General features: G+C 69.7%; 21 protein-coding genes. 2 read left to right on the forward strand and 19 right to left on the reverse strand.

Going from position 1 to position 19073, the window contains the following annotated elements:
- Positions 1–105 precede the first annotated feature (105 nt).
- Complete coding sequence (locus ABZ406_RS10610) at positions 106–252, reverse strand: hypothetical protein (protein WP_357758537.1); 147 nt, start codon at positions 250–252, stop codon at positions 106–108.
- Positions 253–492: 240 nt separating this feature from the next.
- Between ABZ406_RS10610 and ABZ406_RS10615 the strand changes: the two genes are divergently transcribed.
- Complete coding sequence (locus tag ABZ406_RS10615) at positions 493–1032, forward strand: RNA 2'-phosphotransferase (protein ID WP_357758539.1); 540 nt, start codon at positions 493–495, stop codon at positions 1030–1032.
- A gap of 65 nt (positions 1033–1097) precedes the next feature.
- On the opposite strand, the gene ABZ406_RS10620 is transcribed toward ABZ406_RS10615, so the two are convergent.
- From ABZ406_RS10620 to ABZ406_RS10635, 4 genes are all read right to left on the reverse strand, one after another.
- The gene (locus ABZ406_RS10620; protein ID WP_357758542.1) at positions 1098–1595 is read right to left on the reverse strand and encodes a hypothetical protein; all 498 of its coding nucleotides are present in this window, start codon (positions 1593–1595) and stop codon (positions 1098–1100) included.
- Positions 1595–2113, reverse strand: a complete 519-nt coding sequence (locus ABZ406_RS10625) for a SigE family RNA polymerase sigma factor (protein WP_357758545.1) — start codon at positions 2111–2113, stop codon at positions 1595–1597. The genes ABZ406_RS10620 and ABZ406_RS10625 overlap by 1 nt, the downstream gene beginning before the upstream one ends.
- A gap of 121 nt (positions 2114–2234) precedes the next feature.
- Positions 2235–2771 carry a hypothetical protein gene (locus tag ABZ406_RS10630; protein ID WP_357758548.1) on the reverse strand — a complete coding sequence of 179 codons (537 nt, stop codon included), beginning with the start codon at positions 2769–2771 and terminating at the stop codon, positions 2235–2237.
- Positions 2772–3075: 304 nt separating this feature from the next.
- On the reverse strand, positions 3076–3726 hold the full coding sequence (locus ABZ406_RS10635) for a CGNR zinc finger domain-containing protein (protein WP_357758551.1): 651 nt from the start codon (positions 3724–3726) through the stop codon (positions 3076–3078).
- A 208-nt stretch (positions 3727–3934) separates the two neighbouring features.
- Between ABZ406_RS10635 and ABZ406_RS10640 the strand changes: the two genes are divergently transcribed.
- On the forward strand, positions 3935–5176 hold the full coding sequence (locus tag ABZ406_RS10640; protein WP_357758553.1) for an MFS transporter: 1242 nt from the start codon (positions 3935–3937) through the stop codon (positions 5174–5176).
- Positions 5177–5265: 89 nt separating this feature from the next.
- Here the strand turns inward: ABZ406_RS10640 and ABZ406_RS10645 are convergent, their stop codons facing one another.
- From ABZ406_RS10645 to ABZ406_RS10710, 14 genes are all read right to left on the reverse strand, one after another.
- Positions 5266–6669: a glycoside hydrolase family 6 protein gene (locus tag ABZ406_RS10645; RefSeq protein ID WP_357758556.1), complete on the reverse strand. Its 1404-nt coding sequence runs from the start codon at positions 6667–6669 to the stop codon at positions 5266–5268.
- Positions 6670–6947: 278 nt separating this feature from the next.
- A complete protein-coding gene (locus tag ABZ406_RS10650) occupies positions 6948–7925 on the reverse strand; it encodes a carbohydrate kinase family protein (protein WP_357758559.1) in 978 nt (325 codons plus the stop codon).
- 15 nt (positions 7926–7940) lie between these two features.
- The gene (gene ahcY / locus ABZ406_RS10655; protein ID WP_357758562.1) at positions 7941–9386 is read right to left on the reverse strand and encodes an adenosylhomocysteinase; all 1446 of its coding nucleotides are present in this window, start codon (positions 9384–9386) and stop codon (positions 7941–7943) included.
- Between the two features lie 105 nt (positions 9387–9491).
- Complete coding sequence (locus tag ABZ406_RS10660) at positions 9492–11027, reverse strand: peroxidase family protein (protein WP_357758565.1); 1536 nt, start codon at positions 11025–11027, stop codon at positions 9492–9494.
- Between the two features lie 82 nt (positions 11028–11109).
- Positions 11110–12495, reverse strand: a complete 1386-nt coding sequence (locus ABZ406_RS10665; protein ID WP_357758567.1) for an acetyl-CoA carboxylase biotin carboxylase subunit — start codon at positions 12493–12495, stop codon at positions 11110–11112.
- Between the two features lie 2 nt (positions 12496–12497).
- Positions 12498–12938, reverse strand: a complete 441-nt coding sequence (locus ABZ406_RS10670) for a biotin/lipoyl-containing protein (protein WP_357758570.1) — start codon at positions 12936–12938, stop codon at positions 12498–12500.
- Entirely contained in the window at positions 12925–14586 is a 1662-nt protein-coding gene (locus ABZ406_RS10675) for an acetyl-CoA carboxylase carboxyltransferase subunit alpha (protein WP_357758573.1), read from the reverse strand. Before ABZ406_RS10675 ends, ABZ406_RS10670 begins: the two co-directional genes overlap by 14 nt.
- Complete coding sequence (locus tag ABZ406_RS10680) at positions 14583–15053, reverse strand: SRPBCC family protein (protein WP_357758576.1); 471 nt, start codon at positions 15051–15053, stop codon at positions 14583–14585. Before ABZ406_RS10680 ends, ABZ406_RS10675 begins: the two co-directional genes overlap by 4 nt.
- Before the next feature lie 3 nt (positions 15054–15056).
- Complete coding sequence (locus ABZ406_RS10685) at positions 15057–15314, reverse strand: phosphopantetheine-binding protein (RefSeq protein WP_357758579.1); 258 nt, start codon at positions 15312–15314, stop codon at positions 15057–15059.
- Positions 15311–15772, reverse strand: a complete 462-nt coding sequence (locus tag ABZ406_RS10690) for a cupin domain-containing protein (RefSeq protein WP_357758581.1) — start codon at positions 15770–15772, stop codon at positions 15311–15313. The genes ABZ406_RS10685 and ABZ406_RS10690 overlap by 4 nt, the downstream gene beginning before the upstream one ends.
- Positions 15773–15774: 2 nt before the next feature.
- Positions 15775–16782: a methyltransferase gene (locus ABZ406_RS10695; protein WP_357758584.1), complete on the reverse strand. Its 1008-nt coding sequence runs from the start codon at positions 16780–16782 to the stop codon at positions 15775–15777.
- Positions 16779–17120 (reverse strand): TcmI family type II polyketide cyclase, encoded by a 342-nt coding sequence (locus ABZ406_RS10700; protein WP_357758586.1) that lies wholly within the window; start codon positions 17118–17120, stop codon positions 16779–16781. The genes ABZ406_RS10695 and ABZ406_RS10700 overlap by 4 nt, the downstream gene beginning before the upstream one ends.
- A 4-nt stretch (positions 17121–17124) precedes the next feature.
- Entirely contained in the window at positions 17125–18747 is a 1623-nt protein-coding gene (locus ABZ406_RS10705; protein ID WP_357758589.1) for an FAD-dependent oxidoreductase, read from the reverse strand.
- Positions 18740–19066, reverse strand: coding sequence for an antibiotic biosynthesis monooxygenase family protein (locus ABZ406_RS10710; RefSeq protein WP_130406888.1), 327 nt, complete (start codon positions 19064–19066; stop codon positions 18740–18742). The genes ABZ406_RS10705 and ABZ406_RS10710 overlap by 8 nt, the downstream gene beginning before the upstream one ends.
- Positions 19067–19073 lie beyond the last annotated feature (7 nt).

Here is a 19073-nt window from a genome sequence, read left to right on the forward strand (position 1 = left end):
CGAGATTGCGGCGAGGTGTGCCGCAGTTCGGCCGGACGCCGGCAGCGCTTCCGTACGCTGGCTGTCGGCCAGCGAACGCACCGCCGACGTCCCGGCACCGACAGGTCAGTTGGTGATCACCGGCCAGGCGTAGGCGAGCAGCGCGACTGCAGCACCCAGCAGGGCGAGCGAGACACCCCGGGTGGGCAGCGGCAGCGCGGCGAGCACGATCAGGATGACGGCGACGACGTAGAGAAATGCCTGAACCGACATGGAAAGCTCCTCAATCAGGGAAGTTCGTGGCGGCTGACGAGACGTCTCCGTCGATCGGATGATCAGCCGGCCGGGACCGTACCCACCGATCCGGTCAGTTGAAACGACGATCTGGAGGTCGACACCGGACCGCAACCTTGATCACCGATCTGGCGCCCTCATTCGGACGCAGACGCGGACACCCTCCAGTTCGCGGCAATTGGTGGTGACGGGGCGACGGGGATCGACCACAATGCCAGCGTGGAACGCGAGCGTCTGGTCAAGTTGAGCAAGCGGTTGTCGAAGGCACTCCGGCACGATCCCGGCAAGGCCGGCCTGGTGCTCGACCCGGCTGGTTGGACTCCCGTCGACGCTCTGCTCGCCGCGCTCCGGATCGAGCGGGCCGACCTGGACGCGGTGGTCGCCGACAACGACAAGCAGCGGTTCGCTGTCGAGCGCGGCACCGACGGGGTGCTGCGGATCCGGGCCAACCAGGGGCACTCGGTCCCGGTGGACCTCGGGCTGCCCCCAGCGACCCCACCGGACCGGCTCTATCACGGCACCGGCGCCGGTGCGCTCGAGTCGATCCGGGCCACCGGTCTGCACCGCGGGGGCCGGCACCACGTCCATCTCTCCGCCGACACCGAGACCGCCCACCGGGTCGGCGCCCGGCGGGCCGGTCGGGTCGTGATCCTCACCATCGACGCGGCGGCGATGGCAGCCGCCGGGCACGTGTTTCACCGCAGCGCCAACGGCGTCTGGCTTACCGACGCGGTCCCGGCCAACTATCTACTCGACTGAGCCCCGGCCTCGGCGATGTCCGATCTGCGGGCCTGAGGCGTTCGATCTGCGGTGGCGCGCGCCTATCAGGAGGTGCAGAACGACGCCGGCTGGGTCAGGCCGAGGGCCTTGCAGTCCCAACCGTTGCCCTGGTCCTGGAATCGCCAGCCCGTGCCGGCCGTGTAGTGGAACAGGTAGATGACACTGCTGGCGTCCGCACGCTGCACGTCGGCAGCAGCCCACGTCTCGACGCACTCCACCGGCCGGGAGGCGAACGACCAGCCGGTCGGCAGCTCAACCAGAGCCCCGAGGTCCTTCGTCGACGGACAGGTCGGATTCTGAGGTCCGGCACTGGTCGAGGCGGACGCGGGTGGCATCGGTGGTGCGGCCTGGTTGCGGGTCGCGAACGCGACAGTACCGCCGATGGCGAACACCAGCGCCACAGCAGCGGCGCTGGTGGTTACCACCTGCCGTCGTTGCACCTGTCGTGACCTGCGCAGGGTGCGCTCGTACATGTCGGCGCTGCCGCCGTACTCGCTCAGTTCGGACATGGCCTGACGCAGCGGCCCGAGGTTGTCGGTCATCAGGCCTCCTCCATCACGGCCGAGAGCAATTCCGGCGCAATCTGCCGCATGCGGGCCAGTGCCTTGCTGGTCTGACTCTTGATCGTGCCTACCGAGCACTGCAGCAGGTTCGCGGCCTCGGCCTCGCTGCGGTCCTCGAAGAACCGCACCACCAGCACGGCCCGTTGCCGCTGGGTGAGTTGGGCGAGAGCCTGGTGCAGCGCAAGCTTGAGGTCGGTACGACGAGCATGGTCACTGCCGGGCTGAGCCACGTCGGCCAACTCCCCGGGCAGGGACTCGGCGACCTTGCGGCGCCGCCACCAGCTCACGTGCTGGTGGTACATGGCTTTGCGGGTGTACGCCTCGAAGTGCCCGGGATCGTCCAGCCGCCGCCGTCCCCGGTGAGTACGGGCCAGCGCATCCTGCACCAGGTCCTCCGCGAGGTGCCGGTCACCGGTCAGCAGGTACGCCGTCCGGAGTAGTGCCGGCGATCGGGTCCGAACGAACTCGCAGAAAAGATCGTCGATGGACTCCGCCATGCCCCGCTCGTCCCCCCACGCACCCTAAGTCCCTCAGGCAGCGGCGGCGTCGATGCGGCCGGTTGACTGTGGCGCACACCTTATCTGGCGTGCGCCACAGCAAGCGACGGCGGTCACCCAATCAGGAGATGCAGAACGGCGCCGGCTCGTTGAGGCCGAGATCCTTGCAGTCGTAGCCGCTGCCGTCGCCGTAGTACTTCCAGCCGGTGCCGGCCACGTAGTGAAACAGGTAGACGCCGTCGCCCGCGCTCGGGCCCTGCGGGTCGGCCCCCGCCCAGTCCTTCACACACTGGACACTGCCGAAGCTCCAGCCCTTCGGAAGCTCCACCAGGCCCGCGAGGGTCTTCGCGGAAGGGCACTTGGCGCTGGTGGCCGGCTTGGTTGTCGGCTTGGCGGCCGGCTTGGTGGCGGGCTTCGTCGCGGTCGACGGGTCCGAGATGCAGAACGGCGCCGGCTCGCTGAGGCCGAGGTCCTTGCAGTCCCATCCGCTGCCCTGGTCGTAGTACTTCCAGCCCGTGCCGGCGACGTAGCGGAACAGGTAGACCCCGTCAGCAGCGGTCGGGCCCTGCGGATCGGCCGCCGCCCAGTCCTTCACACACTTCACGGTGGTGAGCGACCACCCCTTCGGCAGCTCGACAAGCGTCTGGAGAGTCGTCACCGTGGGGCATTCGGCAGCCCCGGCCGCCGGGACAGCCGCGGCGGGCGACGCGCTGGGGGTGCCGGGGGCCGCAGCGGCCGACGTCGGAGCGGACGGGGTCGGGCTGGGACCCGCCGGATCGGAGGAGTCGCAGGCGGACAGTCCAATTAGGACGGTGGCAACGGGCAGCAGCAGGAGGTGACGTGCAGACATTGTGCGGGCCCCTATGGATCGTGGCGATCGTCGCTTACACCTGGGTACATGCGATCCATCGGCTGAAGGTTGCCGCCAACCGGAATTACTTTTACAAGATTTTTGGGCGAGGCTACGAGCGGGAGGGTCGGGCTGCGCGGCGACGCTCGGTGAGCCGTCGCGCCTTCACGGCGTTGCCGCAGTCAGCCATGCGGCACCAGCGGCGGGAGCCGTTGCGGCTCTGATCGAGGAACAGCCAACCACAGCCACCTTCGAGCACCGGGCAGCGACGTACCCGGGTGGGGTCGGCCGTCAGCATGACGTCGAGGGCGGACTCGGCGATCCGATCGGACACCACCATGGCCGGCACCGTGCCGTAGGCCAGCCGCACCCGGGACGAGTCGAGCACCAGTCGCGCTCGGGCGGCCGCGCCGGACCAGCGCTGATGCAGTGCGACAAGGGCGGCGCCGGCCGCGACGGGGTCGCCCGCCACACCACCGTCGGCATCGGTGATCGTCGCGAGCAGGACGAGATGGAGACCCTCACGGATGTCCCGCACGGCGGCCAGTCCCGCCTGGGCCGCCGCAGGCTCGTCGCGCCACGCCTGGCCCACCTGGTCGGCCTCGGCGTCGCTGATCACGCCCGCCCGGACCGACCAGCGCAGCACCGCGGAGCTGTCGGACAGGAAGTCGTGCGGCAACCCGCCGCCTCGCTCCAGTGTGTTGACCAGATCGAGTGCCGGATGCCCGCCGACCATCGGTAGCTCGCACACGTCGAGAGACATACGGAAATGCTACTACCCAATCCGTCGTAGGAGGTTATGCCCGACGCCCACGTCCTGCACCTACCGCCCCGATGCAGCGTCCTGGCACGTCGATGGCAAGGAATGCGTGGTTGCCTATGCTACCGTCTAAACCCCGTTAGCTGGAATCGCGGCACCGCAGGCGTGACGGCTGCCCGCCACACCTCGTCCTGGAACTGGGAGGTAGCCAATGGCGCACGATCGACGCGCGGTCTATGCCCTCACCGCGTTGTCCGCGGCCACTTTCTGTTACGTCACCACCGAGGTGCTGCCGATCGGGCTGCTCACGCTCATCGCGCCGGACCTGGGACGCTCCAGGTCCGCGGCCGGTCTGCTGGTGACCGGGTACGCCGTGGTGGTCATGGTCGTGGCGCTCCCGCTGACAGGGGTCACCCGGCGAGTGCCCCGACGCCCGCTACTCGCCGGCGCCCTCGGCGTGTTCGCGGTGGCGACGGCGGTGTCGGCCTTCGCGACCTCCTACGAGGTGCTGCTCGCCGCCCGAGTGGTGTCCGCGACCACGAACGGTGTCTTCTGGGCGGTGGTGTTTCCGGTGGCGATCTCGATGTTCCCTGCGAACGTCCGTGGCCGCATCGTGGCGCGACTGTCGATCGGCAACGCCCTCGGCCCGGTCCTGGGCGTGCCGCTGAGCACGTGGTTGGGCGGGCAGGCCGGGTGGCGGGCCGCCTTCGTCGCGATGGCCGTCTTCGGCTTCGTCACCTGCGTCGCGGTCGGCCTGCTCCTGCCGAGCGTTACACCGACCAGCAGTGCGGGCGACGTAGGGCCACTGCCGGACCGACACCGCTTCGTCGTGCTTCTCGTCGCCACCATTCTCGCGGTCACCGGCGCCATGGGCGCGTTCACCTACATGACCGTCTTCCTCCTCGACGTCAGCGGGTTCGCCGCCGCGTCTCTCGGCCTGCTGCTGTTCGTCCAGGGCTCCTTCGGCGTCGCCGGCACCTGGGTGGTCGGCCGGGTCCTGGACCGGTTTCCGCTCGGTGTGGTGCTGGTTCTCCTCGGGCTCCTCACCGCCGCGATGCTCGGCCTCTACGGGGTTGGCGGGAGCAAGGTGTGGACGATCCCGTTGCTGGCCGTCGCGGGGATGTCGTTCAGTTCGCTGATCGCGGCAATCCAGCACCGCGTCATGCAGGTGGCCCCGTCGACCACCGACCTGGCGTCAGCAGGTCTCAGCGTCGCCTTCAACTTCGGCCTCGCGGCCGGATCGTTCGTCGGCGCGGGCCTGCTGGCGACGGCCGGTGTGCGCGTCATCCCGCTGTTCGCCGGCCTGCTGACGGCTGCGGCTGTCGCGGTGCTCGCCGGCCACGAACTGTCCCGCAAGAAGGGAGGTCGCCCACGTGACCGCAGCACGTGGCAGGTGCGACCGACCAACGGACGCGATGCCGAGGAGTTGCCGGCCACCAGCGTGCGCAGCTAGCCGCCGCAACCCGGCTCGTACCGCAGGAACGGAAGCGGGCCCGGCGCGGAGAGTGGTCCTCCGCGCCGGGCCCGCCGCATCGGTTGGGGTCAGTTGGTCACGCAGTCGGCCGACACACCTGGGCCGGCGCCGGTGCCCTGGAAGCCGAAGTTCGTCGACTGGCGGCCGAGGACCCGTCCGTTGTAACTCATGTTGGTGAACCCAACGGTCCCACTGGTGCCGCTGACCTGCGCGTTCCACGCGCTGGTGACCGCACCGCCGGGCAGCGCGACGGTAACTGTCCAGCCGTTGATGTCCGACTTGCCGGCGGTGACCGTCACGCTCGCGGTGAAACCGCCAGCCCACTGGTTGACAGCGATCGACGCGTAGCAGCCGTCACCGGCCGGCGGCGTGGTGTTCGGCGGCGTGGTGTTCGGCGGCGTGGTCGTCGGCGGGGTCGTGGTCGGCGGTGTGGTGGTCGGCGGTGTGGTGGTCGGCGGCGGAGTCGTCGGCGGGGTGGTGGTGGGCGGGTTGGGCGCACCGTTGGCCAGGCTGAACGCCAGGTCGGGCTGGAACGAACCGGCCGTGAAGCGGCATCCGTCCGCCTCCCCCGGGGGCTTCACCCACAGGTACGCGTCGATGTTGGCATCGCCGGTGTTGGTCGTCGGGTACTGCCCGATGCGACGGTCGGTGTTGTCGTCGCCGCACCAGTCCCCGCTGGCACCCCCGTTGCGGCTGGTGTCGATGACCTGGCGCTTGCCCGAGATCCCCATGCCGTTGAGAGCGGAGATGACCGCCCGACCGAAGTTCGCCTCGCTCGAGGTGGAGTTGTAGTTCGACACGTTGCTGAAGAAGCCGTCGGCGTACTGCACGCCGGCCGCCCGGAGCCGGTTTGCCGTCTCACCCGCGCTGTTCCAGGTGGAGTGGCCCCCGTCGAGGTACACCTTGGCGTTGGGGTTGGCCGACTTGATGGTCCGGGTGGCAGTCGAGATCGCCTGGTTGCGCGCGTTGATCTCGGCGCTGCTCAGGCACGTCAGCAGGGCGAGCGAGTCGGTTTCCAGGACGATGATGACGGTCTGGTTGCCCAGTCCCCTGGAAAAGTTGGTCACCCACGTCTGGTACTGGTTGAGGTCCGGGGCCCCACCGGCGCTGGCCCCTCCGCAGTCCCGGTTGGGGATCTCGTAGACGGCGAGCACCGGGATCTGCTGCGCCGCGTTGGCGGCGCCGATGAACGCGGACGCCTCGGACTGCACCGTCGAGGGGTTGAAGTTGGCGAACCAGCGGGCCTGCGGCTGGCTTGCGATCTTGTCGCGGATGACCGCAGCGCGCGAGTCGCCGGGGTTGGCGGCGACCCAGCGGACGACCGCCGAACTCGGGTCGCGGTAGAGCGACCCGGACAGCGTGCCGGCGGAGGCGCTGCCGACGGCGAGGCAGACGCCGACGGCGGTGGCGCCCGCGACGGCGGCCACGCTGATGGCCGCCGTTCTGCGGCGCAGGGGGGAGAGGATAGCCACGACGTGTTGCCTCCAGATCACAACGATGTGTCCAAGTCCATGGGAGCGTTCCCATGACGGTAGCGGAGGCGCGCACCGCTGCCAAGACGTGAACATCTATCGATGTGTTGGAACACCCCCGTTCGGGGGTTACCACTGGCAGAAAGTCACGAGTCGTCGAGGCTGACGTTCAGCTCTTCTCGAATGACCGCCGAATGCCCGCCGCCGCACCCGACGTTCCCGCTCGGCGAGAGGACGGGCCGCCGCCGGGACAGCGGCTCGTCCCCCGGTCGGCCCGATCAGACCCGGGCCAGCCCCAGCGCGCGTACGTCCACAGCGACGTCAGGGCCGTAGGACTCGGCGATGCGGCGCTCGAAAGTGTCCGACTCGATCGTGTATTCCTGCGGGCCTTCGACCTCCAGCACGTGCGCCGCCAGGACGCAGCCCACCTGAGCCGCACGCTCGATGGGCAGGTCCGCGGCGAGCGCGGCGAAGAAGCCGGCCCGGAAGCCGTCCCCGACACCAGTCGGGTCGACGATGCCGCCCACCCGAGCCGCCGGCACCAGGAAGTCGCCGTCGCGCCCGGTGATCCGTACCCCGTTGGCGCCCAGGGTCACCACCCGGACGCCCACGCGGCGCAGGATGTCGTCCTCGCTCAGCCCGGTCTTCGACTCCAGCAACGCCGCCTCGTACTCGTTGGTCAACAGGTAGTGAGCGCCGTTGATCATCGCCTCGATGTCGGCCGCCGACATCCGGGCCAGCTGTTGTGACGGGTCGGCGGCGAAGGGCAGGCCCAGTCGGCGGCAGGCGGCAGCCCGGGCGAGCATGGTGTCCGGGTTCTCCGCGGCGACGATGACGAGCCCGAGGCCACCAGACCGCGCGGCGACACCGTCGAGGCTGATCCGGTCGGGCTCGCCCATCGCACCGGGGTAGAACGACGCGATCTGGCAGAGGTCGGTGTCCGTGGTGCAGATGAACCGGGCGGTGTGTGCGATGGAGCTGACCTGCACCTCCGAGCAGTCGACCCCGTGCCGCTCCAGCCAGCTGCGGTAGTCACCGAAGTCGCCGCCGACCGCGCCGAGCAGCACCGGCCGGTGCCCGAGTTGGGCGAGCCCGAAGGCGATGTTGGCCGCGACCCCGCCGCGACGGACGACAAGGTCGTCGACGAGGAACGAGAGCGAGACGGTGTCGAGGCTGCCGGCGATGAGTTGCTCGGCGAACCGCCCCGGGAAGCGCATCAGATGGTCGGTCGCGATCGAGCCAGATACGGCGATCATGCGGGGCGGGCCCTCTCAGTAGCGGTAGTGGTCGGGCTTGTAGGGCCCTTCGACCGGGACGCCGAGGTAGTTGGCTTGCTCCTTGGTCAGTTCGCTGAGGCGGACACCCAGCGCCGAAAGGTGAAGTCGGGCGACCTTCTCGTCCAGGTGCTTCGGAAGGGTGTGGACACCGATCGGGTACTGGTCGGTGTCGGTGAACAGCTCGATCTGCGCGATCGTCTGGTTGGCGAAGCTGTTCGACATCACGAAGCTCGGGTGCCCGGTGGCGTTGCCCAGGTTCAACAGCCGACCCTCGGACAGAACGATGATCGAGTGGCCGTCCGCGAAGCGCCACTCGTCCACCTGCGGCTTCACAGTGATCCGCTCGACGTCTGCGCGTTTCGCGAGACCCGCCATGTCGATCTCGTTGTCGAAGTGGCCGATGTTTCCCACGATCGCCTGGTGCTTCATCCGCGCCATGTGCTCGTTGGTGATCACGCTGAAGCAGCCCGTGGCGGTCACGAAGATGTCGGCGGTCTCGACAACGTCGTCGATTGTCGCGACCTGGTAGCCGTCCATCGCCGCCTGGAGAGCACAGATCGGGTCCACCTCGGTGACGATGACCCGCGCCCCCTGACCACGCAGACTCTCCGCGCAGCCCTTGCCGACGTCGCCGTAGCCGAACACGACGGCGACCTTCCCGCCGATCAGCACATCGGTGGCCCGGTTGATCCCGTCGATGAGCGAGTGCCGGCAGCCGTACTTGTTGTCGAACTTGCTCTTGGTCACCGAGTCGTTCACGTTGATCGCCGGGAACAGCAGGTGCCCCGCCTGCTGCATCTCGTACAGTCGGTGCACCCCGGTCGTGGTCTCCTCGGTCACCCCCTTGATCCCGGCGGCGATCCGCGTCCAGCGGCGGTCGTCCTCTTGCAGGGACCGGGTCAGCACCCCGAGGATGACCTCGTACTCCTCCGAGTCGGCGCTCTCCGGCGACGGAACCGCGCCGATGGCCTCGAACTCGGCACCCTTGTGCACCAGCAGCGTGGCGTCGCCACCATCGTCGAGGATCATGTTCGGGCCCTGCCCGTCCGGCCAGAGCAGCACCTGCTGGGTGCACCACCAGTACTCGTCGAGGGACTCGCCCTTCCAGGCGTAGACCGGGACACCGGCCGGGGCGTCCGGGGTGCCGTCCGGGCCGACCGCGATCGCCGCCGCCGCGTGGTCCTGGGTGGAGAAGATGTTGCAGGACGCCCACCGGACCTGCGCGCCGAGCGCCACCAGCGTCTCGATCAACACGGCCGTCTGGATGGTCATGTGCAGCGAGCCGGTGATCCGCGCACCCTTCAACGGCTGCCGCGAGGCATACTCCCTCCGGATCGACATCAGACCCGGCATCTCATGCTCGGCCAGCTCGATCTCCTTACGCCCGAAGGCCGCCAACGACAGATCCGCCACCTTGAAATCGCTGAAGTTGCCAGTCATATCCGCACCCTCCCCCACCAGTGTCGAGAACCGATGGAGTCCGCTTCAACCGCGCACTTGCTCTGCACACCGGGCCGCCGGGGCCCGGGTGCAGAGCAGGCGCCGTCAGGAGTTGCGGCTGGCCGGGTCGACCCGGGCGTACGTGAGCAGGTCGGCCATCGTGAACTGGCCCGAGAAGCGGGCGGGCAGCGTCGGCCGCCAGTTGGGCTGCACCTTCAGATAGCTCGCCGGGTCGAGCTGGGCGATGCCGATGAGCACCTCCGCGACGATCCGCCCGCCCACCGCGCCCAGTGAGCCGCCGCCGGCCTGGAGTTGCGCCTCCTTGAGGATGTAGTAGAAGAGCGGGGTGTTGGAGTCCAGGCCGAGGCCGTACCCACTGAGCTCCGGGAAGTTGAAGCTGCTGAGGGCGGGCGCCCCGATGTGGGAGGCGATCCGCTGGCCCGACGGGATACCGAACGTGAGCTGACGGAGCAGGTCACGTCCGAGCAGGTTGGCCGACGGCGAGCCGGACGGCGGCGGGGGCAACGGGAAGCCGAACAGCGGCGTCGAGTTGCGGACGTCGATCCACTTGCTCCACCGCACCTGGCCGTCGAAGAACTGGAACCAGAACTGGTAGTCGAGGTAGCGGCGGGCGGCCCGCTTTCCGCCACGCAGGTCGGCCGGGTCGGCGCCGCTCAGCGCCGAGTCGAAGAGCATGGCGTAGAACTCGTCGCCGCCGTCGCCGGTCCGGTTGACCAGGTACGCCGGTCGTGGCTGGCTGTGGCCGAAGCGGAACGCCGCCGCGGTGAACTCGACCGGGATGAACGTGGCGTTCGGCTCCGGCTTGTAGAAGCGGCGGCCCCCGTTGAGCACCGTGAAGACGGTGCCCGGGCCGGCGATCAGCGGCAGGAACTCGTTGAGCACGATCCACTGGTAGTGCCAGGTGACGAGTTGCCGGGCGGCACCGAAGACCTGCGACGCCGGGGTGCCCTGCGCGCGTACCAGGTCGACCACCCGGTTGTGGAAGAGGATGAACGCCGCCGTGATCTGCGAGATCGGTAGGTTCTCGTCGTTGCGGACGTCGAAGACGATCGCCCTGCCACTGGAGTTTCGCGGCAGGTCCTCGAAGCGCCCGCCCGACTCGATCTTGAGTTTGGCGGGATCGGCCGAGTTGTACAGCTCCGGGTTCCCGGTCGGCCCGCCGCCGTACAGCGAGTCGAGGTCGAGGGCCGGCGTCCGCGGGTTGGGCACAGTGGTCGGGTCGACAGGCGTACCCAGCGGCGCCGTCGTCTCGAAGGCCAGGTCGTGGTCGACGAACTGCCCGAAGTACGTCATGCCCTGCGGGATGGAGAAGTTGTCGGGGTTGTTGATGCTGTGCTGCTGCAGGTCGGCGAGCGCCTCCGCGCCGACGCTGAGCGGGTCGCGGGCGTCCATCGGGCCGCCGACGCGGGACAGGTCGATGAGCGCGTTCCGCATCTGGGTCGTGGCGGACCCGAACGCCGGCAGCGACGGGAACATCCGACCGAACCGGTTGGAGAACGCGGCCGCCGCCGGCGCCGCGTCGAGCAGGACTCCCCCGGTGCCGGCCACGAGCGCCCCCGCGCCGACTCCGGCCAATAATCGCCGTCGGCTGACACCTCGAGAAGCGTTGTCGATTGCCATGTCGGCCACCTTCCGTCCGCAGGCGCCCGCGTGGACGCACGGGCCGTAAACCCGCGAACCGGCAGCAGTGTGAACCCTTCGATTAGTGGCGCCCTGGAGCTTCGGTGGTGTCCGGCTGGAGGCCGGTGAGCATGGTGTCGACGAGCGACGTGTCGTGTTTCGCGGCGCGGAACAGCGGGTGGTCGAGCGTCGACCGGAGGAAGTCCCGGGTGGTGGCCACACCTGGCCCTTCGACGGCGCACTCGTCGAGCGCACGGGCCATCCGGGCCAGGGCCTGGGGACGGTCGGGCGCCCAGACGACCACCTTCGCGAGCAGCGAGTCGTAGTCGGCCGGGACCCGGTATCCGGCGTACCCGTGTGTGTCGACCCGGACGAACGGACCGGCGGGCAGGTCGAAGCGGGTCAGCTCACCCGGCGTCGGTACGAAGCCGCGCGCCGGGTCCTCGACGTTGACGCGACACTCGATCGCCGTGCCGCGCGGCGTCACGTCGGCCTGGGTGAGCGCGAGCCGTTCGCCGGCCGCGACGAGGATCTGTTGCCGCACCAGATCGACACCGGTCACCAGCTCGGAGACCGGGTGCTCGACCTGGAGCCGACAGTTGACCTCCATGAGGTGGAAGTCGTCCCCACCGCCGACCAGGAACTCGAAGGTACCCGCGCCCACGTAGCCGACGCCGAGCGCGCCGGTGACAGCGGCAGCGGTCATCCGGTCGACCATGTGTTGCGGCAACCCGGGCGCGGGTGACTCCTCGATCAGCTTCTGGTGGCGCCGCTGCACCGAGCAGTCACGCTCGCCCAGGTGGATGCCGTTGCCGTAGCGGTCGGTGAGCACCTGCACCTCGACGTGACGGGCCGACTCGAGGAAACGCTCGATGTAGACCCGGTTGTCACCGAAGAGCAGCTGCGCCTCGGCCCGCGCGGAGGCGAACTCGCCCAGGAACGAGGCCGGATCACGGACCACCCGTACCCCCCGGCCACCGCCACCGGCGACCGCCTTGATGATCAGCGGGAAGCCGATCTCCTCGGCGACCGCGCGGGCGCGGGCCGCCGACTCGACGGCGTCGGTGGTGCCGGGCAGCACCGGCAGGCCGAGGCCCGCCATGATGCCGCGCGTCCGGGCCTTGTCGCCCAGCGCGGCCATCACGGCGGGCGGCGGCCCGATGAACGTGATCCCGTCGGCCTCACAGATCTCCGCGAAGTCAGGATCCTCGGAGAGGAACCCGTAGCCCGGATGGATCGCGTCGGCCCCGGTGCGGCGGGCCGCCTCGATGATGGCCGGGGCGCTCAGGTAGCTGCGCCGGCTCGGACCCGGCCCGATCTGGACGGCTTCGTCGGCCATTCGCACCACCGCCGAATCGCGGTCGACAGTCGAGTAGACGGCAACGGTACGCAACCCCATCTCCCGGCAGGTCCGGGCGATCCGGACCGCGATCTCGCCCCGGTTGGCGATCAGCACCGACTCGAACACTGTCAGCCCTCCGAAACAGCTAAGGCGATCAACCGTTCGCCGTACTCGACCGGGGTCGCGTTGGGCACCAGAACCTTCACGACCTCGCCCGCGCGGTCGGCTTCGACGGGGATCATCATCTTCATCGCTTCGAGGATCGCGACCTGCTGACCGGGCACTACCTGGTCGCCCTCCCGAACGAACGGGTCGGCCCCGGGCGACGGCGCGAGGTAGAGCGTCGCGACCATCGGCGCGCACACGTAGTGCAGGCCGGCGTCGGCCTCCACGAGCGGGACCGCCGGGACAACCGCCGCCACCCCGGGCGGGCCCTCCGGCCACTCCACCTCGACCACCAGGTCGCCGTGCTGGAGCCGGGCACGGCGGACCGGACCTGGTGTCGATCCGATCAGCCGCGCGAGACTGCGGACCGCGGCGTCCAGCGGGTCGGCGTCACCCTCCGACATGCGTCACACCTCCGATCTGTCGGAAGCGGGCCCGGCGATGGGCCCGCACCTCCTCGCGGTTGAGACCGGCCAACTCCGCAAACGCGTCGACGACGGCCCGGTGTACGGCCGACGCGGTCGCTCCGGGATCGGCCGGCGCCCCGCCGGGCGGCTCGGGTACCACTCCGTCGACGACGCCGAGCGCCAGCAGGTCACCGGCCTGAAGCTTGAGCTGCGCGGCGGCCTCGTCGGCCCGACCGGAGTCGTTCCAGAGGATCGCGGCGCAGCCCTCCGGGCTGATCACCGAGTACGTGGCGTTGGCGAGCATCAGCACCGTGTTGCCGACGCCGAGGGCGAGCGCCCCCCCGCTGCCACCCTCGCCGGTCACGACCGCGACGACCGGAACCGTCAGCCCGGCCATCAGCCGGATGCTGTCGGCGATGGCCAGGGCCTGCCCGTTCTCCTCCGCCGAGATGCCGTGGTAGGCGCCGGGCGTGTCGATGAGCGTCACGATCGGTGTGCCGAGCTTCTCGGCCAGGCGCATCAGCCGGGCCGCCTTGCGATAGCCGGCCGGAGTGGCCATGCCGAAGTTGCGGCTCGCCACCTCGGCGACGGTGTGGCCCTTCTGGTGGCCGATCACCACAGCGGGTCGCCCGTCGATCAGGCCGACGCCGCCCACGATCGCCGGGCAGTCACCAGCGAGCCGGTCGCCGTGCAGCTCCACGAAACCGTCCACGAAGTGACCGATGTAGTCCAGCGTGGAGGGTCGGCCGAGATCGCGGGACAGCGCCACGACGGCCCACGGGTCCGCCGACTCGGGGGGCGCTGTCGCCCGTACCCCATAAGGGTCCGGAGCGGACCGCTCGGCCCCCGCGAAGGCCAGCAGCCGGCCGATTGTCGTTCGCAGGTTCGACCGGGACACCAGGTCGTCGAGCATGCCACGGGCGAAGAGGTATTCAGCGGTCTGGAAGCCGGCTGGCAGCGGCTGACGCAGTGTCTGCTGGATGACCCTCGGCCCCGCGAAGCCGAGGCGCGCGCCCGGCTCGGCGAGAATGACGTCGCACAGCGTCGCGAACGAGGCCGCGACACCACCGTAGGTCGGGTCGCTGACCAGCGAGATCGTCAACACCCCGGCCTCGTCGAGGGCCCCGAGCGCGGCGCTCGTCTTGGCCATCTGCATGAGCGACAGCACGCCCTCCTGCATCCGGGCACCGCCGGAGGCGCTGACGATCAGCAGCGGCGTACGGGTCCCGAGCGCCACCTCGGCCGCCCGGGTGATCCGCTCGCCGACGCCCACGCCGAGGCTGCCGCCGAGGAACCGGAAGTCCATGACAGCCGCGATCAGCGGCTGCCCCTCGACAGTGCCCCGGACGCAGACCACCGCCTCGTCCAGGCCGGTGCGCCGGCGGGCGGCCTCGATCCGCTGCGGATACGGCTTGGTGTCGACGAACCCGAGCGGATCGCCGAAGGCACCCACCGGGGGCAGCTCCTCGACCGATTCCGGATCGAAGAGCTGCTCGATCCGCTGGTGTGCGGTGACCTGGTCGTGGTGGTCGCACTCCGGGCAGACGCCCAGGTTGCGCTCGACCCGGCGCTGGTACAGCAACGCCCGGCAGCCCGGACAGACCAACCAGCTCTTACCGACGGGCGTGTTGACGGTGGCGGTCACGACTGCCCGCGTTCGGCTGCGGCCTTCTCCACGATCTCCCGGATGCGTGCCTGCTGCTCACGGGTGGTCCGGTTGAGGTGGGCGGTCATGCCCTCGTCGTCGGCGTGCCCGCCCGGCCGCATCTCGAAGTCCTGTACCCACCGCATCCGCACCCCACCGTCCGGCAGCTCGGTGTACTCCCAGAACAGGTTCATGTACTTGAAGGCGCCGGTCTCCAGCCGCCGTGCGCGTACCACCCGGTCGGCGCGGTCGGGCACCCGCTCGGAGACCCAGCTCCAGACCCGGCCGGCCGGGTCGGGGTGCATGGTCAGGCGGAAGACGACGGCCCCGTCGGCGGAGGTCGAGAGCACCTCCGTGCTGGCGTACTCGCTGAACAGGGAGGGCCAGTTGGGGATGTCGTTCGTCAGGTCCCAGACGAGGTCGAGCGGTGCGTTGATGACGACCGCGTTGTCAGTGTGTCCGGCCATGGGTCACCGATCCGCGAGTCGTTGGTTGACGTAGTCGACGGCGAGCCGTGGCGTCTTCATGATCGACACGGCGTCGTCGGGGATGCGCACCTCGTACTCCTGCTGCACTCGCGCCGCCAACTCCAGCAGCGCGAGCGAGTCGTAGCCGAGGTCGTCGAACGGCGCGTCGAGCGTCGCCGGATCGGCCCAGTTGGTCTGCTCGACCACGCCGGAGCTGGTCTCCAGGATCCGACGCAGATCGTCGAGGGTCAGCTGGCTCATGACTTTCCTCCCGTCGGCCGCTGCCACCCGTCGCGGACGCCGCCGACCAGCGGCACCGGCGACTCGGGGTGCGGCACCTCCTCGGTGTCGACGTGACCCAGTTCGGGGCGCGGCGCGAGCGGGCTGATCTGGAACACGATCAGGGCGCTCTCACCACCGACGTTGACGATGCGGTGCCGCTGGCCGCGACGGACCATGAGAGCTTCGTCGGCCGCGAGCTTGACCTCCGCGCCGTCGACCCGGATCACGACCTCACCGCGCACCAGATAACAGAACTTGTCCGAGTACGGGTTGTACTGCTCGGCCAGGAACTCGCCCGGCTCCAGGCGGACGGTGCCCATGAAGCCCTCTGTCGCGTCGACGGTCTTCGGGCTGAGCAGGATCCGTACCTCGCCGCCGATACGGTTGATGCCGGGCACATCGGTGGCGGCGACCTTCACGATCGGTTGCCGATGCATGGTCATCCCTTCTCTGCGACGAGCACTCGGAACGGCAGGTCCGTCGGGTGGACGGTGGCCGGGCCGAAGCCGGCCGCGGCGAGGGCCCGGTTGTAGGCGGCCACCGAGTGCGACTCCCCCTCGAAGGTCCAGACCAACATCAACACCGAGAAGAGGTACGGCGCCGGGTCCAGTGCCGGCGACTCGTCGCCGGTGGTGAAGCCGACGATGACCAGCCGTCCCCCCGGCTTGACCACGGAGCCGAGCCGTTTCACCAGCTCGTGCACCCGTTCCTCGGAGAAGTGGTGGGTGACGTTCGTGAGCAGTGCGACGTCGTAGGGCCCGCCCAGATCGGTGGTGAACATGTCACCGGGCAGGAACGACGCCCGCTCGCGCACGCCGAGCCGCTCGGCGTGCTTCTCCGTCACGGCGAGCACGTTGGGCCAGTCCAGCGAGGTCACCGCCGCCTGCGGGTTGTGCTGCGCGAGGGTGTAGCCGTAGACACCGTGCCCGCAGGCGACGTCGAGGATGTCGAGCTCGGCGCGCTCCTTCGTCCACGGCGCGAGCGCCTCGGCCATCACCTCGGCGGTCGGCTGGGCGACCTTCGTCGCGTACGCGGCGAAGTCCTCCCAGTAGGTGTACTCCGGGGTCTCGGCGTGCACGTCGAGCACCGTGCCGCCGGCCCGCACGGCGGCGCTGAGGTCGCGCAACGCGTCCCACTCCCAGTCGCTCGACATCACCTTGACCATTCCGCCCAGGTAGTCGGGACGGGTGCTGACCAGATGGTCGGCGGCCGCCGGGGTGAGCGAGAAGTGCTCGCCGGTCCGGTCGGTGAGGCGGATCGCGGTGAGCGCGTCGAGCAGGATGCGGGCGCCTCGCGGGTGGATGCCGAGCTTCGGAGCGAGCCCGCCGGCCGTGGCCGGGCCGGCGGCGAGGGCGTCGAAGACGCCCAGCTCGACAGCGGTACGCAGCAGGCTGGTCTTCTTGTATGCCTGCATCATGTCGTTGATGTCGCGGCGGGTCAGCGTCACGTGATGCTCCCTGTCTCGGGGCTCCAGGTGTAGAAGGGCGTGGCCTTCGAGTCCTGCAACTCGGTCATGCTGTCCGGTGCGTAGCGCTGCAGGTAGGCCGAGAGGCGCCGGTTGACCTCCTGGAAGTCCGCGCGGGCTCGGGCCGCGAGGAGTTTGTCGAAGACGTCGGTGTCGGCCTCGAGCAAATGCATGTAGAGGTCCTGGTACTGGAAGAGGGTGCGCCGCGAGATGCCGACGACGTGGGGCATGTCGCCCTTGTCGTGCTCGGCGAAGAGTTCGGCGACCGCGTCGGCGTGGCCGGGGGCCATCCGCATGACCATGAGGGCGCGGTAGGACATTCGTTCACGCTCCCCGCAGGATCGTGGCCAGGGCGGCGCTCAGGGTCTGCGCCTGGTCGTCGACCGGGCCGGCGCTGCGCCAGGCGACGATGCCGTCGGGGCGTACCAGAAGCGCACCGCCGGGGCCGACACCGCAGCTCGCGAGCCACGAACCGTCGTCGGCGAGGTCACCGTCGGGGCCGGCGGTCAACGCCGTGATCGGGAGCCCGGTCTCCGCCGAGACGGCCGCGGCCGCCGCCAGCCAGGCGTCGTCGCCGGGTGCCGTGGCAAACGTCCAGCCCTCGGTCAGCACGTCGATGGTGGAGACGCGGCTGCCGTCGTGGTCGACCCAGCCGTGCGGGGCACGCGATCCGGTCTGGCCGGTGAAGGTCAGCTCGCGGGGCAGCAGCTCGGTGTCGGCGGGTACGCCGACGATCGCGTTCGAGGTGTACCGGTAGCCCATCGTCACGATGACGAAGTCCCGATAGGCGGCCTTGTCCTCGTCGGCGAGCTGACCCCGGGTGCGGAAGAGCATCCACGCCTGGTCGGCGGTCGCGGCACCGACCGGACGACGCTCGGCCTCGTACGACTCGAGCAGGCTCTCGTCGGCGTGCCCCTGGAGCACGTCGGCGAGCTTCCACGCCAGGTTGTGGGCGTCCTGGATGCCGGCGTTGACGCCGAAACCGCCGGCCGGTGGGTGGGCGTGGCAGGCGTCGCCGGCGAGGAAGACCCGCCCCTGCTGGTACGCGTCGGCGACCATGTGCCGCGCGTCCCAGGGCTGGGCCGACTCGACCTCGACCTCCAGCTCGGGGTCGCCGGCGGCGATCCGGGCCAGCTCGACGCAGCGTTCCGGGGTGAAGTCGGCAGGTGACTGCCCCCGCTCGGGGTAGTAGTTGACGCCGAACATCCACCGCCCCGGCTCGATGAAGAGCAGCAGACCCTGGGCCAGCTGGTTCATCAGGTAGATGAGCGTGAACCGGGGTGCCGTGTCGGGCAGGTCGACCTTCGCGCGGAAGATGATGCTGACGAAGTTCCCGGCGACGCCGTTGCTGCGGTTGCCGATCTGGAGCAGTTCGCGGACGGGGCTCTTCACCCCGTCGGCCGCGACGACGTAGCGCGCCCGGATCGTGCGGGTGGTGCCGTTGTCGTTGACGGTGGCGGTGACCCCGTCCTCGTCCTGGGTCAGCCCGGTCAGCTCGTTCTGGAAGCGGATCTCCGCGCCCGCCTCGACGGCGGCGTCGTAGAGCAACGGCTCGTAGTGGTCCTGGCCGCACCAGATGGGCCAGCTCGGCGTGAACGTGTCGTAGGCGACGTCGTGCGCCTCCATGACGAACGACTTGTGCAGGTCGGCCAACGACTGGGCGCCGAGCATGACGAGTGGCGTGGCGCGGCCGGCGCGGACGAGGTCGAGTTCGGCGCCCGGCCCGACGATCTTCATGCCGGCCTGCTGCACGGCCGGCTCCAGGCCGACGGTGCGGAAGATCTCCACAGTTCGGGCGTGCAGACCGGTGGCGCGGGGGATCGTCGACAGCCGGGGCCGCCGTTCGACGAGGATCGGCCGGATCCCCTTGCGGGCCAGGAAGAGCGCGGTCGACAGGCCGACCGGGCCGCCGCCGACGATCAGGACGTCGGTGCTTCCGTCAGACATGAGCGTCCTCCGTGTAGACGACTTTGTAGAGGTGGCGTTCCGGCGTGGCGATCGCGCGTACCTCGCCGAAGTGGGGGTGGACCTCGGGGTTCTTGAGCATCGCGGTGAAGTGCTCTTCGCTCTTCCACTGCGCGTAGTTGACGACCCGGGTTCCGTCGAGGCTGGCGTGGATGTTCGCCGACACGAACCCGTCGACCTTGGACATCACCGCGTCGGTCGCCTCGATCAGGATGTCGACGAGCTTCTGCTGGTTGGCCGGCTCGACGGTGAAGACGTTGACCATCGTCACGACCGGCTGGTCGATGCCGATGTGTGCCATTAAGGAC

The organism is Micromonospora sp. NPDC005710 (assembly GCF_040630995.1).
GTDB lineage: Bacteria > Actinomycetota > Actinomycetes > Mycobacteriales > Micromonosporaceae > Micromonospora.

Bases quoted from the DNA above. Each gene is read 5' to 3' on its own strand.
- ABZ406_RS10610 (WP_357758537.1), bottom strand. From the start codon at position 252: ATGTCGGTTCAGGCATTTCTCTACGTCGTCGCCGTCATCCTGATCGTG.
- ABZ406_RS10620 (WP_357758542.1), bottom strand. From the start codon at position 1,595: ATGACCGACAACCTCGGGCCGCTGCGTCAGGCCATGTCCGAACTGAGC.
- ABZ406_RS10625 (WP_357758545.1), bottom strand. From the start codon at position 2,113: ATGGCGGAGTCCATCGACGATCTTTTCTGCGAGTTCGTTCGGACCCGA.
- ABZ406_RS10635 (WP_357758551.1), bottom strand. From the start codon at position 3,726: ATGTCTCTCGACGTGTGCGAGCTACCGATGGTCGGCGGGCATCCGGCA.
- ABZ406_RS10640 (WP_357758553.1), top strand. From the start codon at position 3,935: ATGGCGCACGATCGACGCGCGGTCTATGCCCTCACCGCGTTGTCCGCG.
- ABZ406_RS10650 (WP_357758559.1), bottom strand. From the start codon at position 7,925: ATGATCGCCGTATCTGGCTCGATCGCGACCGACCATCTGATGCGCTTC.
- ahcY (WP_357758562.1), bottom strand. From the start codon at position 9,386: ATGACTGGCAACTTCAGCGATTTCAAGGTGGCGGATCTGTCGTTGGCG.
- ABZ406_RS10660 (WP_357758565.1), bottom strand. From the start codon at position 11,027: ATGGCAATCGACAACGCTTCTCGAGGTGTCAGCCGACGGCGATTATTG.
- ABZ406_RS10670 (WP_357758570.1), bottom strand. From the start codon at position 12,938: ATGTCGGAGGGTGACGCCGACCCGCTGGACGCCGCGGTCCGCAGTCTC.
- ABZ406_RS10680 (WP_357758576.1), bottom strand. From the start codon at position 15,053: ATGGCCGGACACACTGACAACGCGGTCGTCATCAACGCACCGCTCGAC.
- ABZ406_RS10685 (WP_357758579.1), bottom strand. From the start codon at position 15,314: ATGAGCCAGCTGACCCTCGACGATCTGCGTCGGATCCTGGAGACCAGC.
- ABZ406_RS10690 (WP_357758581.1), bottom strand. From the start codon at position 15,772: ATGCATCGGCAACCGATCGTGAAGGTCGCCGCCACCGATGTGCCCGGC.
- ABZ406_RS10700 (WP_357758586.1), bottom strand. From the start codon at position 17,120: ATGTCCTACCGCGCCCTCATGGTCATGCGGATGGCCCCCGGCCACGCC.
- ABZ406_RS10705 (WP_357758589.1), bottom strand. From the start codon at position 18,747: ATGTCTGACGGAAGCACCGACGTCCTGATCGTCGGCGGCGGCCCGGTC.
- ABZ406_RS10710 (WP_130406888.1), bottom strand. From the start codon at position 19,066: ATGGCACACATCGGCATCGACCAGCCGGTCGTGACGATGGTCAACGTC.